Source organism: Burkholderia sp. Z1 (assembly GCF_014893795.1).
GTDB lineage: Bacteria > Pseudomonadota > Gammaproteobacteria > Burkholderiales > Burkholderiaceae > Burkholderia > Burkholderia theae.
Map to the genome: position 1 here is coordinate 176807 of NZ_JACFYL010000001.1, position 15661 is coordinate 192467.

At 63.3% G+C, this 15661-nt stretch carries 12 protein-coding genes; 6 read left to right on the forward strand and 6 right to left on the reverse strand.

The features are described from left to right. Positions 1–60: 60 nt before the first annotated feature. Positions 61–477: a very short patch repair endonuclease gene (locus H3H55_RS00755; protein ID WP_193097423.1), complete on the forward strand. Its 417-nt coding sequence runs from the start codon at positions 61–63 to the stop codon at positions 475–477. Between the two features lie 105 nt (positions 478–582). Then, positions 583–1698: a DNA cytosine methyltransferase gene (locus tag H3H55_RS00760; RefSeq protein ID WP_319022285.1), complete on the forward strand. Its 1116-nt coding sequence runs from the start codon at positions 583–585 to the stop codon at positions 1696–1698. Between the two features lie 2 nt (positions 1699–1700). On the opposite strand, the gene H3H55_RS00765 is transcribed toward H3H55_RS00760, so the two are convergent. Further along, a complete protein-coding gene (locus H3H55_RS00765; protein ID WP_193097425.1) occupies positions 1701–2657 on the reverse strand; it encodes an O-methyltransferase in 957 nt (318 codons plus the stop codon). Continuing rightward, a complete protein-coding gene (locus H3H55_RS00770; protein WP_193097426.1) occupies positions 2644–3981 on the reverse strand; it encodes an ATP-binding protein in 1338 nt (445 codons plus the stop codon). The genes H3H55_RS00765 and H3H55_RS00770 overlap by 14 nt, the downstream gene beginning before the upstream one ends. A gap of 694 nt (positions 3982–4675) precedes the next feature. Here H3H55_RS00770 and H3H55_RS00775 point away from each other — a divergent pair. The 4 genes from H3H55_RS00775 (at position 4676) to H3H55_RS00790 (ending at position 10003) form a co-directional block, all read left to right on the forward strand. Beyond that, on the forward strand, positions 4676–6316 hold the full coding sequence (locus tag H3H55_RS00775; protein ID WP_193097427.1) for a TIGR04222 domain-containing membrane protein: 1641 nt from the start codon (positions 4676–4678) through the stop codon (positions 6314–6316). A gap of 208 nt (positions 6317–6524) precedes the next feature. Beyond that, entirely contained in the window at positions 6525–7268 is a 744-nt protein-coding gene (locus H3H55_RS00780) for an acetyltransferase (RefSeq protein WP_193097428.1), read from the forward strand. Positions 7269–7306: 38 nt separating this feature from the next. Beyond that, positions 7307–9247 carry a tetratricopeptide repeat protein gene (locus tag H3H55_RS00785; protein WP_193097429.1) on the forward strand — a complete coding sequence of 647 codons (1941 nt, stop codon included), beginning with the start codon at positions 7307–7309 and terminating at the stop codon, positions 9245–9247. A 93-nt stretch (positions 9248–9340) separates the two neighbouring features. Continuing rightward, positions 9341–10003, forward strand: a complete 663-nt coding sequence (locus tag H3H55_RS00790) for an acetyltransferase (RefSeq protein WP_193097430.1) — start codon at positions 9341–9343, stop codon at positions 10001–10003. 10 nt (positions 10004–10013) lie between these two features. On the opposite strand, the gene vioA is transcribed toward H3H55_RS00790, so the two are convergent. The 4 genes from vioA to fliD all read right to left on the reverse strand — a co-directional run bounded on the left by vioA (position 10014) and on the right by fliD (position 15637). Continuing rightward, positions 10014–11156 carry a dTDP-4-amino-4,6-dideoxy-D-glucose aminotransferase VioA gene (gene vioA, locus H3H55_RS00795; protein ID WP_193097431.1) on the reverse strand — a complete coding sequence of 381 codons (1143 nt, stop codon included), beginning with the start codon at positions 11154–11156 and terminating at the stop codon, positions 10014–10016. Between the two features lie 28 nt (positions 11157–11184). Then, positions 11185–13536 carry a tetratricopeptide repeat protein gene (locus tag H3H55_RS00800; protein ID WP_193097432.1) on the reverse strand — a complete coding sequence of 784 codons (2352 nt, stop codon included), beginning with the start codon at positions 13534–13536 and terminating at the stop codon, positions 11185–11187. Between the two features lie 252 nt (positions 13537–13788). Then, complete coding sequence (locus tag H3H55_RS00805; RefSeq protein WP_129513437.1) at positions 13789–14088, reverse strand: flagellar protein FliT; 300 nt, start codon at positions 14086–14088, stop codon at positions 13789–13791. Positions 14089–14113: 25 nt separating this feature from the next. Next, a complete protein-coding gene (gene fliD / locus H3H55_RS00810; protein ID WP_193097433.1) occupies positions 14114–15637 on the reverse strand; it encodes a flagellar filament capping protein FliD in 1524 nt (507 codons plus the stop codon). Between the last annotated feature and the right edge of the window lie 24 nt (positions 15638–15661).

The window sequence follows — 15661 nt, forward strand, 5'->3', positions numbered from 1 at the left end:
AGATCGCATGAAAGCCGCAACTAGGCGCGATGTGTCACAGAACTGCAGGGCAGCATCGTCATGGACAAGGTTGAGAAGGCAAAACGTAGCGCGATCATGCGCGCGGTTGGAAGTAAGAATACTGGAATTGAGCTCCAGCTTCGCCGAGCGTTACACGCGTTAGGGTACCGTTATCGCCTGCACGTGAAGCGACTGCCGGGCTCGCCCGACTTGGTTTTTCCAAGTCGTCGGAAGATCGTCTTCGTGCACGGCTGCTTCTGGCACGGGCACGGCTGTCGGCTCGGGCGATTGCCAAAGTCAAACGTTGATTTTTGGTCTCAAAAAGTGGTCCGGAATCAGGCGCGCGACGCATCCGTGATCAATCTCCTGGAGCAGTCGGATTGGTCGGTCTTGGTAGTCTGGCAATGCGAGTTTCGAGATTTCGACAGTCTTGTTGAGCGTGTGGTAGCGTTTTTGCTCATTGGGAATACGATCTAAATATCGGTTGTTACGTAGTACCAGCCGGCGTTTGCCGGACGCCGCGATCGACGAACACAAACGAATCGATTAAGATGCCACCCATCCAAATAGCGTGGCTTGATTGTGCATAAACCAAAAGTAATCGACTTGTTTGCAGGGGTTGGCGGGCTTAGCCTCGGGGCTGCTCGCGCCGGCTTTGAGGTGGCGGGGGCAGTCGAGCTGGACCGGATCGCGGTCACAACTCACGCGCTAAATTTCCCGAGCACACGTCACATTGACGCTGATGTGGGGTCTCTCACTGGCTCTGCGCTGCTGCAACAGTGCGATCTGCGCGCCGGTGAAGTGTCAGGACTGATTGGGGGACCACCATGCCAAGGATTTAGCGAAATTGGTAAGAAGAATGCAGCCGACCCCCGCAATCAACTGTTGGGGCATTTCTTCCGTCTTGTAAGCGAAATTCGACCGGCGTTCTTCATCGCCGAAAACGTGCCGGGTGTGCTAGCGGAGCGAAATTCTGACGTTGTGCAGGCGGCGCTTGCCCGTGTTCCTAGACACTACGTCTTATTGGATCCGACATTGCTCGTCGCAAGCACCTTCGGTGCCGCTACAACGCGAAAGCGCTGCTTCTTCGTGGGCTTCGATCCTATGCAAATGGACGATCTGAATGGGGATATCTTTGTCCCGGGAGCAGAGGTAATTGCCACGACGGTCGGAGACGCGTTCGCGGGATTGCCGTCGGTCCGGGCTGACTGGGGTACGGAGCAGCAGTCGTGGCGACGGATTGGACGGCTGCCGGACACGTTTTTTCACCGGAGTGCTCAAGAGCGGGTCCCCGATAACGTCGGAGAGCCAACGGCGTTGGAGCGATATACGGCAAAGGGAGAGGTTTCGGGTTGTTTCGGCACGGTTCATGAAGAGGCGACCGTCGAGCGATTTCGAAAGCTCCGTCCAGGCGCGAAAGATCCGGTTTCGAGGGCGATGCGTCTAAGCCGCGACGGACTTTGTCCGACCCTTCGGGCCGGAACGGGTGCCGAACGTGGAAGCTTTCAGGCCGTGCGTCCGATTCACTATGGATCCCCACGCGTCATTACTCCTCGCGAGGCAGCACGGATTCAGGGCTTTCCTGACTGGTTTACGTTTCATCCGACGAAGTGGCATTCATTCCGCCAGATAGGGAACAGTGTGAGTCCCCTATTGGCGGAGTCAGTGTTGGCGGCGATTAAGAGGAAATTGCGCTAACGCTATATCGTGAGTTCACTGAAGGTCGGATACGCTCGGTAAAGTTGGAAAAAATTATCGAGTAATTCTTGATCAATTGAAAATCCGTACTTTGCTTTTACCAAAAGCTCTTTGGGGGCGCTTATCGAAGGCATCATATTATCGAGGGCCATTTTTTCCTTTTGGGTAAGTGGGGGAACCTTGATCGTATATTGCGTCTCACCAGTGAAGTAAGGGAAGCGAGAGAATACTCCGCTTGATTCGACGAGCTCGCGATACCCTTGTGTTTCATCCAAGACAATCGCACCAACCGTGACCATAGGTGCCCCATCCTTATAATAAAAATGAAAAATAGGAAGGAGGGATAAGCCAGCAGAGCGCACGCGGAGGTGGCTGCGAAGGGCGACGAAAATCGAGCGTCCGAGGATCTCCGGATACTGACTCGCTTTTACAGGTTGCATGTCCTGCGGGATATATTGTCCGAGCGTATACTCCATGGCCTCACGTCGAGTAAACTCCGATCCATCTTCCTTTTTCGTAGGAAGGTCGCCGATGTGTGCCTTGGCGGTAATCATTATTATCGATCCGGCATTTATTTTCTCTCCGACTATCGTTAAGTCGTCGAAGAGTGGCCCGGAGACTCCAGTGTCATAGTCCAACCAAATGATGGTTTTTTTCCCCCAATCTAATGTCGGGAGTAGGGTCGATGTGTCGCCGGGCACAACTTGCACGCAGTTGTACGGTTTATTGAAGATTGCACGATCGGCGTAGTCGGAGTGTTCGAGTGAGATGAGGTCTTGGATGTGGAGAAGGCGGTGGGCCATTATCAAATCAACAAACCACATCGATCCCATGCCGATATATTGATAATCAATGAGCGATATCTTATGGCCGATGCATTGCAGCGCCTCAAACATCAGCTTCCGCTCAACGTTTTTATTAAGTCGCAGCGTATAGTTAACAGACTCAAATGAGGCCATCCGAGCCTCCGACTTCATTTTCCAGATAGTACTTAAACGTTTCTAAACCAACCTGTCTGTTGGTCATATTTTTGTTGCCGAGCGATTCGGCCACTCGAGCCACTTCTTTTTTGGGACGTTGAAATGAAATAGTCGCCATTTGCACTGCATTTGGCGATTGAAACACTGGCAATTTCATTGCAGGCTGAGTCGCGAGGTTGCGAATGGGCGTCAGCGGCGCAGCAATTTCGGACTGTCGAGCCTTATCGAGGTCAGCTTTTCTCGCGGTTGTGTATGTAGTAAACGTGCGCGTTGCCTCTTTCATCTTTACGACGGCTCGACGATAGATCGGCGTGGTGTCGTCGATCTGGCGCTTGGTTGTGGTCCACGGAAGCTTTCGAGGTGAACTTGAACTAAATTCGACGATACCCATAAAGCCGTTATATTGCGGATGCCATACTGCAAACCCTGAATCTCCCCAGACTGTCTTATCAGTCTTGTCGCCTGCGAGTACGACTCGGTCGTTACAAACGACGAACCAACCCCAATACTCGGCATCCTTTACGCCTAGTTCGGGATCTGAAACATCGTCAGGAATTGCCCCGGCGAGACCTGCTGTAATTCGCACGGTTACGTCAGTGTCGACGTTGTCAGAATATAAGAGAGAGATTGGGGCAATTTCGCTACTGTGGCGCAGGCGAAAATCGTAGGCGGCAACAATCTTTCCGTTAACAAATATTTCAAATCCATCTTGAATGATAAATGAGTAGTATTTGCCAATATCCCTCCGAAGTTTGTTTAAAAACATTTCGTCGGAAAATTCGGATGACGTGCCCTCTCTTAGGGACTTAATTTCGATTTCGGTTCCAACAAAATCTGCATCCCATTGATTGAGTGTGAAATCCCAATCATCGGTAGCTGCCCAATTGTCTACTACGATGTGTGTTTGAAAGGCCTCGGCGGATTTCAATTCGGTGGCGGACTTGATTTTGATGTCCTTCCCCATTTTGAAAATGGCCCGTTTCATGCCGATGCCATATAGGCCGATGGATTGGCCTTCTGTTGGTGGGGCGTCTGATCGTCTTCCAAAGTGGAAGGCATAATTTACGGCGTCGTTCAAACTGATGCCGCCGCAATTGTCTGTGAGGATGAACTGATCTTTGTTTATGATTATTTTGGCGTGAAATCCAGCGTATCGCTTTGCGGGATCATTTGATGTTCCTCGTTTCGCGCCATCTATACTATTGTCGAGCAAATCAAAAATACACTCGTCTAGACCAATGTCGCGAGTGATCATATTGATAAAAAACTCTTTTGTCGGCTTCGCGTTTGCTGTCCAGGACACGCTTTTTCCCCCGATTTTCAGTATGTGTTCGCAGCGGTTCTACTTCCTGCCCTCTGAGCTCATGGTCTCAACGACGAGCTGTCTAGAAGTATATTTCACGATCTGCGAGCTGGCACAATCGGATGCAACGATGCGCACTTTCGCTGACGGCAGCCGCCGCGTTGGCGTGTGACTAATATTCATTTGCATACGTCAGGCGCGGTCGCGAGCGTCCAGCCGCTCGACTAAACAGTAAGGTCATCCTGGCCACATGTTGCGACGGTATGGTGGTTGGGATTAAGCGCCACGAACTGCGTCACCATGCTTTGATCAAAGGACAGTGAAATTTTAGTGTGGACGAGCTTGGATAGCCCTGATTGACCTTGATTAGCCTTGATTTTGCAAGTTGCGAGCTGCGCAAGGCATTGATTTGTAAGGGGTTGTGGCGTGCGGATAAAACTCCGAAGGCAGGGGTTGCTGGTTCGATCCCAGCCGGGTGCGCCAAAACATGCCTGTTCAGGTTCTCGGCGGTTTCGCCACATCGTCGTTTTCCCGCTTGCAGTAACGTCCCGGCCGGTTGGTGGCTGTCGCTCGCTCGACCTGCCGAAAGTGCTCGAGGCCGTGTCGTGCCGCCACGCCGCTGTGCGAGAATCGTCCGCAACGACCACTCCAAGCGTCGATCGCGGCGGCCGTCCGCGCATCGCGCCGACTCCCGATGGCTGCCATTCCGTCTACCTCGATCGCAGTCGATACCCGCGCGCTGACCGACGCGCAGCAGGCACTGTTCGCGCGTCTGCAAGACTATTCCCCCGACGATCCGAACGCGCCGCTGCCGTACAGCCGACGCCTCGCCGACGCGGAAGGCTGGTCGCACGCGCACGCGCTGGCCGTGATCGACGAATACAAGCGCTTCGCGTTTCTCGCGCAAGCGGCCGGGCACCCGGTCACGCCGTCGGTCGCGGTCGATGCCGCCTGGCATTTCCATCTCCAGTACACGCTCGAATACTGGGACGTCTTCTGTGCCGGCGTGCTGCGCGCGCGGCTGCATCACATGCCCGGCACGGGTGCGCCGGACGAGGCCGCCGTGTACGCGCAGCGCTATCGCGACACGCTCGACAGCTATCGCCGGCTGTTCGGCTGCGAGCCGCCCGAGTCGATCTGGCCGCCGCTCGCCGGCCAGCCCGCCGCATCCGAATCGCCGGTTTCGGCCTTGCCGGCTGAGGGCCGACCGGAAGAAGCGGACCCGCCGTCCGTCCCGCCCGCCGGCAGAACCTGGCGCAACCGGCTGCCGAAACTCGTGTGGCTGGCGGCCGCCGCGAGCGTCGCCGCGACCTGCGCATCGGCGCAGGACTTCGACGTGCTGAACTATACGGGGCCGCAGTTTCTCGCGCTCTACGTGCCGGCCTGCGTCGTCGCGTTGTTGCTGATCGCGGGCCTGCAATGGATCGAGTACCGGTGGCGGCGCTGGGGCAAGCGCACCCGCAAGACGTCCGACGAACTGACGGTCGATGAAGCCGCCTTTCTCACCGGCGGCGAAGCGCGGCTCGCGCAGGTCGTGACGATGTCGCTCGCGCATGCGGGCGCGGTCGAATTGCGAACCGTCCCGAAGCACGGCGCGTATGTGAAGATCGGCGACCTGCAGCGCGCGGGCCCGTACGACGACCATTGTTCGTGGCTGAGCGAGCAGCCGGACGGCGAAGTGCGCTACAGCGCGTTTCGCCAGCGGCTCGCGCGGTATGCGCAGGAGCTGGCCGACGGGCTGCGTGCACAGGGCTGGCTGTGGGCACCCGGCGAGATGCGAGCGTCGCGGCTGGCCGCCCGTGCGATCGTGCTGCTCGTGCTGGGCGCCGGCGCCGCGAAACTCGCGGTCGGGCTGAGCCGCGGTCGGCCGGTGCTGCTGCTCGTCATTTGCATGGCCGTGTTCGCGATTGCGTACCGGATTCTCGTGCGGCGCCTGACGGGCTTCGGGCAGGGCGGGACGACGGCCGCCGGACAGGCGGCGCTCGTCGCCCGCCGGATCTCGCACGATGCGCGCGCCGTGCACGACGCGGGCGTGGTGCGGGATGCCGCCGGCACGCCCGACGCGCGCAACGGCGAGCGCGCGGCGGCGGACGACCTGTTGTGGACCGCCGCACTGTTCGGCGCAGGCGCGCTGGCCGGTACCGCTTGGGCCGCGTACTCGGGCATCGTGCTGGCGCCGCCGCTGTTCGGGGCCGGAGCGGTGAGGACCGGCGGCGGTTCGAGCTCGTCGGACAGCAGCTGTTCGTCGTCGAGTTGCAGTTCGTCGAGTTCGTGCAGCTCCAGTTCCAGCTCATGCAGCTCGAGCAGTTGCGGCGGGTGCTCGTCGAGCAACTGAGGGGCGGGACCATCCGGTCAACTTGGGATCCCCGACCCCCATCGACGGAACAGAAGTCAGAACGCCGTTCTTATTCATTGTCGATCGTTGCCGCACGCTTTCTATACTGCATCGTCCAGGATCGCGGCCGATGTGCCGCGTCGTTTCCCAGTCCCGTACCGAGCAGTCTCTGCATCGAGATGCTGCGCCGGCATACTTGCGACCGCAAATGAACGTTACGACCTCCGACGATTGTATTGGCGTGCTGTCCGACCATCCGTGGGCGAAGCATTTCATCGTGCTGGGCTACCGGGATAGCGCCTTTTCGGCTATTCCGAACAACTTTTTCCGCAACTGGCTCGACGAAGAGGCCCAGGTCGGCACCTTTCATATCGGCCGTTGCTCGACGCTCGGCGTGGGCTCGATCGCGAAGTACGACCAGGGGGAGCAGAAACTCGTGATCGGCAAGAACGTGGCCGGCGGGATGCGCCTGCGATTCCTGCTGAACGGTCAGCACGAGATCCGGACCATTTCCACGACGCTGTTCAGCATCTACGGCAACGGCCTCACCAATGCGTCGATGCCGCAGTACGCCGATACCGTGATCCACAACGACGTCTGGATCGGCGATGAAGCGCTGTTCCTGGGCGGCAGCCAGATCGAGAGCGGATGCGTGATTGGCGCGCGGGCCGTCGTTCCGCCCAATTTCCGCACCGAGGCTTACGGGATCTATGCGGGCTCGCCGGCCCGTCTGGTTCGTTTCCGCTTCACGGAGAAAGTGCGCGAACAACTGCTGCAGCTCGCGTGGTGGGACATGCCGCTCGACTGGATCAAGCAGAACAACGACGCATTTCTGGTCGATCTCGATGCCGACGAAGGGCGTGCGCTCGACACGCTCGCGGCGCTCAAGGAGGCCAAGGACCGTGCGGTGAGCCAGTCCGGGCGTCCGGCCGCCGCAGCGGCCCCCGTCTGATCGTCTTTCGCGATGCGCATCGCGCATCGCCGCATGACATGACGCCTGCTTCCGACGAATCCGCGCTGGTTCAACACGCCGCGACCCTGTGCCAGAACGGACGGTTCGCCGACGCGCTGTCTCTCGTCGCGCCGCTGCTCGACAGGCCGGCGCCGGCGATCGCGGCGTTGCACGTCGCGGCCGTCTGCGAGCTCGGCCTGAACCGGCTGGCCAACGCGGAAGCCTGGTGGCGGCGCGCGATAGACGCGATGCCGACGTTCGATCCGCCGTACGACGGCCTCGGCGCGCTGCTCGTGTCGCAGGGGCGTCTGCCGGAAGCCGAGGCGATCGTGCGCCGGCAGCTCGCGTCCGTCACGCCGTTGCACGCGTCGCACCATCACCGGTTCGGCAAGGTGCTCGAAGCGCTCGGCCGGCTCGATGAAGCCGAACAGGCGTTCGGGCAGGCGCTGCTGATCGAGCCGCAGTCCGCCGACGTGCTGACCGATCTCGGCAATGTGCTCCGCGTCCTCGGCCGGCCGGCCGAGGCGGAACTCGCCTACCGGCTCGCGATTGCCGTGCGTGCCGACCACGCGCTCGCCCATGCGAATCTCGGCGCGATCCTCGTCGACATGCAGCGGCTGCCGGAAGCGGAAGCAGCCAGCCGGCAGGCGCTCGCGCTGTGTCCGGACCACCCGGAAGCGCATTACAACCTCGGCGTCGCGCTGCAGAATCTCGATCGCCTGCCCGAAGCGGAAGCGGCCTATCGCGACGCGATTCGCTGCCGCCCCGGCCTGCCGCAGCCGCACAACAATCTCGGCTGCGTCGTGCGTGCGCAGGGCCGCCACGACGAGGCGATGGCCGCGTTCGCCGATGCGCTTGCGCTTGCGCCGGACATGGCCGAAGTGCACTACAACCTCGGCACGACGTTCGCGCATGCCGGTCGTCACGACGACGCCGAACGCGCGTACCGCCGCGCGCTCGAGCTGCGCGCCGACTATGACGACGCGCGTTTCGGGCTGGCGACGCTGCTGCTCGGCCTCGGCCGCTTCGAGGAAGGCTGGCGGCGCTACGAATCGCGCTACGAGCAGTCGGCCTTCGTGCATCGCCGGACGCGCGAGGTGCTGCAGTGTGCGCAGTGGCAGGGCGAGCCGCTTGCCGGCAAGACGCTGCTCGTCTGGCAGGAGGACGGCCTGGGCGACATGTTGCAGTTCAGTCGTTATTTCGCGGAGTTTCGCGCACGGCACGCGTCGCGCGTCGTGTTCGCGTGCCAGCCCGCGCTGCATCGGCTGATGGAGACGGTCGACGGCGTCGACGAAGTGCTCGATCACGACGCGGCCATGGCGCGCGCCGCGCAATTCGACTACTGGACGAGCCTGCTGAGCGCGCCGATGCACGTGGGCACGACGCTCGACACGATTCCGCCGCCGGTGCGGCTCGCAGCTGATCCGGTTCGCGTCGCGCGCTGGCGCGCGCGCCTCGATGCGCTGCCGGCCGGCCCGCGCGTCGGGCTCGTGTGGAAAGGCAATCCGAAGCATCACAACGATGCGCACCGCTCGCTGCCGTCGCTCGCGTTGCTGACGCCGCTGTGGAGCGTGCCGGGCGTGAACTTCGTGAGCCTGCAGAAGGGGCAGGGCGAAGATGAGGCGCGCCAGCCGCCGGGCGGCCTGCCGTTGCTGCATCTGGGCTCGGAGATCGACGATTTCGCCGATACGGCCGCGATCGTCGCCCAGCTCGATCTCGTGGTGTGCGTCGATACGTCGACCGCGCATCTGGCCGCGTCGCTCGGCAAGCCTTGCTGGGTGCTGCTGCCGAATCAGGACGTGGACTGGCGCTGGATGCACGACCGCGAGGATTCGCCGTGGTATCCCGGCACGGTGCGGCTGTTCCGGCGCGGGCGCGACGACAACTGGATCCGGATGGCCGAGCGCATGCGCGAGGCGTTCGCGGCGCATTTCGCGGTCCGTCGCGCGGCGGCGGACGAAACGGCGCGCACCGCCTGACCAGATGGCGCGTGCCGCGCAGGCGCGGCGACCCGGCATACTGCGGGGAACGCGGTTATGCCGCCTCCGCATTTCAGATCAATCGAGGCCCTCGTGGAAAACATCGTCATCGTCGGCTCGTCCGGTCACGCAAAGGTCGTGATCGACATCGTCGAACAGGCCGGCCAGTACCGGATCGCCGGGCTGATCGACGCGTTCCGGCCCCGCGGCGAGGAGACGCTCGGCTACCCGGTGCTGGGCACCGAGCGCGACCTGCCGGACCTGATCGCCGTGCACGGGATCGCCGGGCTGCTGGTCGCCATTGGCGACAACCACGCACGCGCGAACGTGACGGCCGATCTCGCGGCGCTCGTGCCCGGCTTGCCGTGCGTGTCGGCCGTGCATCCGGCTGCCCGCATCGGCAAGGCGTCGACGATCGGCGCGGGCACGGTCGTGATGGCCGGCGTGGTGATCAATCCGTGCTGCGCGATCGGCGACGGGTGCATCGTCAACACGAATGCGTCGCTCGACCACGACGGTGTGATGGAGGATTTCTCGAGCCTCGCGCCAGGCGTCGTCACGGGCGGCAACTGCCGGATCGGCCGGGGCGCGGCGATCGGCCTCGGTGCGATGCTGCGGCACCGGATCGCGGTCGGCGAGCACAGCGTCGTCGGCGCGGGCGCGATCGTGCTGCGCGACGTCGAGCCGTACACGGTCGCGTACGGCAATCCGGCGCGCCGGATCCGCGCGCGCGCGGCCGGCGAGCGTTACCTGTAGGCGCCGCGCGTCAGTGCGCGATCAGCTCGACGATACGGCGGACCATGTCGTCGGTGAGTGCCGGGTAGATCGGCAGGCACAGCACCTTGCGCGCGGCTTCCGACGCGACGGGCAGGTTGTCGCGGTTGGCGGACGGCAGCCCGCGATACATCGGGAATTCCGAAATCAGCGGATGGAAGTAGCGGCGCGCGTACACGTCGTAGTCGCGCAGCTTCTGATACAGCGCATCGCGGTCGAGCGGATAGTCTTCGTCGACGAGGATCGCGAAGTACGCGTGGTTCGCGACGGTCTGGCCGCCGAGCGGCACGCAGCGGATGCCGCGCACGTCGGCCAGCAGCGTGCGGTACAGCGTGTCGATTTCGCGGCGGCGTGCGAGCGCGCCGTCGATGTGCTGCAGCTGGAGCATCCCGAAGGCGGCGTTGATCTCGCTCATCTTGCCGTTGATGCCGGGTGCGACGACCGTGACTTCGTCGACGAAACCGAAGTTCTTCAGGTGGTCGATCCGCTGCTTGGTCTTCGCGTCCGGGCAGATGATCGCGCCGCCTTCGAACGTGTTGAACACCTTCGTCGCGTGGAAGCTCAGCACCGACAGGTCGCCGTGGGTGAGCACGCTGCCGCTGGCGTTTTGCACACCGAACGCATGTGCGGCGTCGTAGATCACGCGCAGGTTGTAGTTGTCGGCGATCTTCTGGATCGCGTCGACGTCGCACGGGTTGCCGTAGCAGTGCACGGGCAGGATCGCGGTGGTCTGCGGCGTGATCGCCGCCTCGATGCGCGCGGGGTCGAGATTGAGCGTGCCGGGCGTGACGTCGACGAATACCGGCTTGATGCCGTTCCACAGCAGCGAATGCGCGGTTGCGACGAACGAGTACGGCGTCGTGATCACCTCGCCGGTGATGCGCAGCGCCTGCAGCGCGGTGACGAGCGCGAGCGTGCCGTTCGCGAACAGCGACAGGTACGGCACGCCGAGATACTCGCACAGCGCGCGTTCGAACTGCTGGTGGAACGGGCCGCCGTTGGTCAGCGTCCGGCTCTCCCAGATCTTCTCGAGATAAGGCAGGAATTCCTCGAGCGGCGGCAGGTGCGGCTGCGTGACGTAGATGCGTTCGTGCGGCAGTTGCGCGACGGACGACGCGGGCAGGCTGGCGGTCATGGTGATCTCTCTCGGTGACGCGTGGAGCTCAGGCCTCGGCCGCGGCCTGTGCGGTGGCCGTGTCGTCGAACAGCGGCGTGTCGAATGCAGTGACGGGTTCGTCCGCGCACCAGCGGGTCCACATCGTGCGCAGCGCCGACGACAGCCCGGCCGCGACGATGGCCGGCTGGAACGCGGCGGATTGCAAGCAGCGCGCACGCAGGCCCGTGCGCAGCGTCTGCAGCGCGGCGGTGTCTCGGCCGAGGGCCAGTGCCTTCGCGACGAACTCGTCCTCGCCATGGGTGATGTACGCGTCGAGTCCGACGTGCTGCAACCAGCCCGCGCTGCCTCGTCCGGCGAGCGTCGGGCCGGAGATCGTCACGGTCGGCACGCCCATCCACAGCGAGTTCAGCGTGGTCGTCGAACCCGTGTACGGGAACGTGTCGAGACAGAGATCGACGCCGTGATGCTGCTGCATGTAGACAGGAATGTTCGAGCGCCGGTGGAAGGTCAGGCGGCCGACCTCGATGCCCGCGGCGGCAAACCATTCGGTCAGCGCGCGCTGGTCGCCTTCGTTGCCGATCGCGCCGAGCACCATGCGCGCGGTCGGATCCGCGTGCAGCACGCGTGTCCAGACTTCGATCACGTGCGGGCTCAGCTTGTTCAGGCGGTTGAAGCTGCCGTACGTCGTATAGCCGTTGTGCAGCGCCGGCAGCAGGTTGACCGGCGGACAGTTCGGCGGCGGCATGTACGGCGCGATCGCGGGCAGCCGCACGATCTGCTCGACGAACTGGTCTTCAAATGCGCCGTACGGTGCGACGAAGCGGTCCGTCAGGTAGTAGTCCATCTCGGCGAGGCCGGTCGTGGCCGGATAGCCGATCCACGACGCCTGAACCGGTGCCGCGCGCTGCGCCAGCGCGACGAGCCGGTTGCGGCCGGTGTGGCCCGACAGGTCGATCACGATGTCGATCCGGTCGTTGCGCAGGCGCTCGAGGAAGGCCTGATCGCTCATGCCGGCGACGTTGCGCCAGTTCGTCGCGTGGGCCTTGAAGCGTTCGGACGTCTGATCTTCCTCGACGTGATTGTGATAGAAGTGCATCGCGATACCGGGATCGTTCGCGAGATGCTCGATCACGGGCACCGCGTAGGAGGCGACCGCGTGGCCGAACAGGTCGCCCGACACGAAGCCGATCTGCAACTGGCGCGCCGGATCCCGTGAGTTCGAGAAACCGGCCGTACGCTTGCGTTTGTGGCTGTCGTAACGCTGGCCGAACTTGCGGTGTTCGTCGACGAGCGCTTGCGGACCGAAATCGCTGCTGTGCGCAATGCAGAACAGCATGCTGCTGTGGGTCACGCTGTCGGTCGGGTCGAGTTCGATCGCACGCCGCAGCCAGCCGAGCGCCTCCTGCGTGGCGCCCATTTCGAGCAGCACGAACCCGAGCGTGCCGTTCGGGGCGGGGTGGCCGGGTGCGAGCTCGACCGCGCGCCGGCAGGCGGCGATCGCTTCATCCGTGCGGCGCAGCGCGAACAGCACCAGGCCCTGGATCCGCAGCCCCTCGGGGTGGTCCGGCTGGAGTTCGAGCAGGCGCCGGCACTGTTCGTCGGCTTCCGCAAGACGGCTCATCACGCGCAGCGTATCGGCAAGCAGGATGCGCACGAGCACTTCGTCCGGCAGCAATTCGACCGTGCGCAGGCCGGCGTCGATCATCTCCGCGAAGCGACCGTCCTTGTGCAGCGACGCGGACAGCGCGCGCCAGCATGCGCCGTCGTCCGGATACGTGGCGACAAGCCGTTGCGCATGCGCGGTGGCTTCCGCGAACTTGCCCTTGGCGAACAATGCCGCGTGCTTCTGCAGCAGATTCTGACTCGCGCGGCGGACCGGCTTGCCGGCGTCGTGGTGCACGGCCGTACCGTTGGCGGTTTCCGCGATGATGGCTAGCTCGACACCACTCGGTACCGCGGCTGCCACCGCCGCAGTCGCGAGCACCGTGTCGGGCATCGCCATCTGTGCAATCAGCCCGTCGAGCGCGGGGCCGCGCACGCCGCGCTGTTGCGCGATCTCGACGGCGATCCATGCGGCGGGCGTCTGCCCGCTGCGATGCAGCGCGTGAATGTAGCTGACCCAGTAGTAGCCGTTGGCCGGATTCGCGCCGATTGCGGCTTCGAAATGCGGCACCGCATCGGCCGGGCGGCCCGTATCGACCAGCAGCACCGCGAGGTTGTAGTGCGCGTCCGCGTGGGTCGGTACCGCGTCGAGGATCGCCTCGTACAGCGCCCGCGCGTCGTCGAAAGCGCCGCTGCGCTGGCGCTCGAGCGCATTGTCCATGACGAGCGCGATGTCCTGCGCAAGCTGCTGTTCGGGCGTAAGCGTGGCGGAGGCGGACAGTTCGAACGAGAGCATGATGAAATCTGCGGAGAGTCGGTCGATACCATTATCGGTAGCGTGCCGCCGCGCCGATGCCGCGAGGTGACGGTAAAAGCCCGGTCAGTTTGGCCGATTGAACGGGTGGCCGCGGCACGGGCGCCCCGGCCGGTGGCGCAAAAAAAAACGCCCGCACGAGGCGGGCGGAGGCGAACGAGCACGCCCTCACATCAGCGTGTAGTTCTTGTTGTCGGGTGGGTGCGCGCGATCGCGCGCGGCGCCGGCGGCGCGTCAGCGGTTCGCGATGGCCTGGTACTGGCCGACGGCCTGCACGCGGCTCATCGCCGCCTGGTATTCGTCGGTCAGTTCCTGCTGCGCGCGTTGCGCATCGGTGAAGATGCGCTCGTTGCTGGTCTGCATGCGGCGGATCGCGGCGATGCCGTCGGGCTGCTGGACGGCCGCGAGCATCGCGACGAGCGACCAGCGCGCATCGACGAGGCGCACCGCCTCGGTCCAGTCGGCCATCGCGGCCGCATGTTCGATCGCATCGGTGAGTGCGTCGATCTGCGCAATCAGTTCGGTCTGTTCCATCTGGACTCTCCTGTCCGGCTAGCGATCAGCTCTTGTTGTTCGACATCGCGCCGGCGCTGTTCGCGCCGCCGAACAGCTGCGTCAGGTACTGGGAGTTGCTGTTCATCGTCGCCATCAGCGTGTTGAGCGCGGTGAACTGGGCCTGATACTGGGTGGTCAGCTGGGCGACGTAGTCCGACAGGTTCGACTGCTGCTGCGTGACGCTCTTCAGATCATTGGTGAGCGCGTTCGTGCGCGCGGCGATCAGTCCGTTCGCCTGCGTGTAGTTCGTGATGTTGGTCGTCAACTGCTGGCCGATCCCGTTCGTGGAGTTGAACAGGGTCGCAACACCCGACGGGTTGCTCTGCAGTGCCGAGTTGAGCGTCGTGTTGTTGACCTGCAGCGTGCCGTCGGCCTGCAGCGTGACGCCGATCGACGCGAGGTTGACCGTCGCGCCGCTGCCGTTCGCACCGCTGCCGTTCACGCCGCTTGCGACGATCGACGCGAGTGCGTTGTTGATCGTGTTCAGCGTCGAGTCGCCGAGCAGCGGGCCTTGCGACGATGCGCCGGACGTGAAGCTCGACAGCGAGCCCATCGTCGTGACGAGCGTGTTGTACAGCGTCGCGAAGTTGTTGATCGCGGCGGCCTGGGATTTGGTGTCGGCCGCGACCGTCAGCGTCTGGGTCTGGCTCGCATTGACGGCGGCGCTGGTCAGGTTCAGCGTGACGCCGGTGATCGCGCTCGTCACGGTGTTGCTCGCGCTCGTGCCGGCGATGCCGTTGATCGTGAACGCGGCGTCCTGCGCGGCCGTGCTTTGCTTCCATGCGGCGCCGCTGTTCGCGGACGTGAAGGTCGACTGCCCGCCCGTCGTGCTGGCCGTCGACGTGACGCCGAGGCTGGACAGGCCGTTGTCGCCGGACACGTTGCTGAGCGCGACGCTGATCGTGTTCGCCGCGCCGGTCGGCGTCGAGCTGAGCACGAGGTGCGCGCCGTCGCTGCCGTTGACGACCGATGCGACGATGCCCGGGTTGCCGGTCGTGTTGTTGATCGCGGCGGCGATGCCGGACAGCGTGTTGTTCGTGCTGTTCACGTTGACCGTGAACGACTGGCTGCCGAGCGACAGCGTCATCGTGCCGGTGCCGAGCGCCGTCGACGAACCGAAGGCGGCCGACGACAACGATTGCGACGTCGCGATCTGCGTGACGCCGAGCGAATAGCTGCCGGCGACGGCGCCGGCGCCCGCGGTCGCGGTGACGCCGGTGCCGCTTGCAGTTGCGGTGAAGGTGTTCTGCAGCGAGCCGTTCGACAGTGTCGTGAGGCTGGCCTGCAGTGCGCTCAGCGCGGCCGAAAGGGCGCCGTACGCGGAAATCTGGGTGTTGTCGCTGCTCTGCTGCGCGCTGAGCGCGGCAGCCTGACCGGCGGTCTTCGCATTGACGAGTGCCGTCACGAGCGAGTTGACGTCCATCGACGAGTTGCCGGTCGAACCGCTGATGATCGATTGGGCAGCCTGTTGCAACTGGCTGTTGGCCGAGCTGTTGGCGGCGGTGACGGCGGAATTGATCGTCGACATCGTATTGCTCCGTGCGGCGGATGA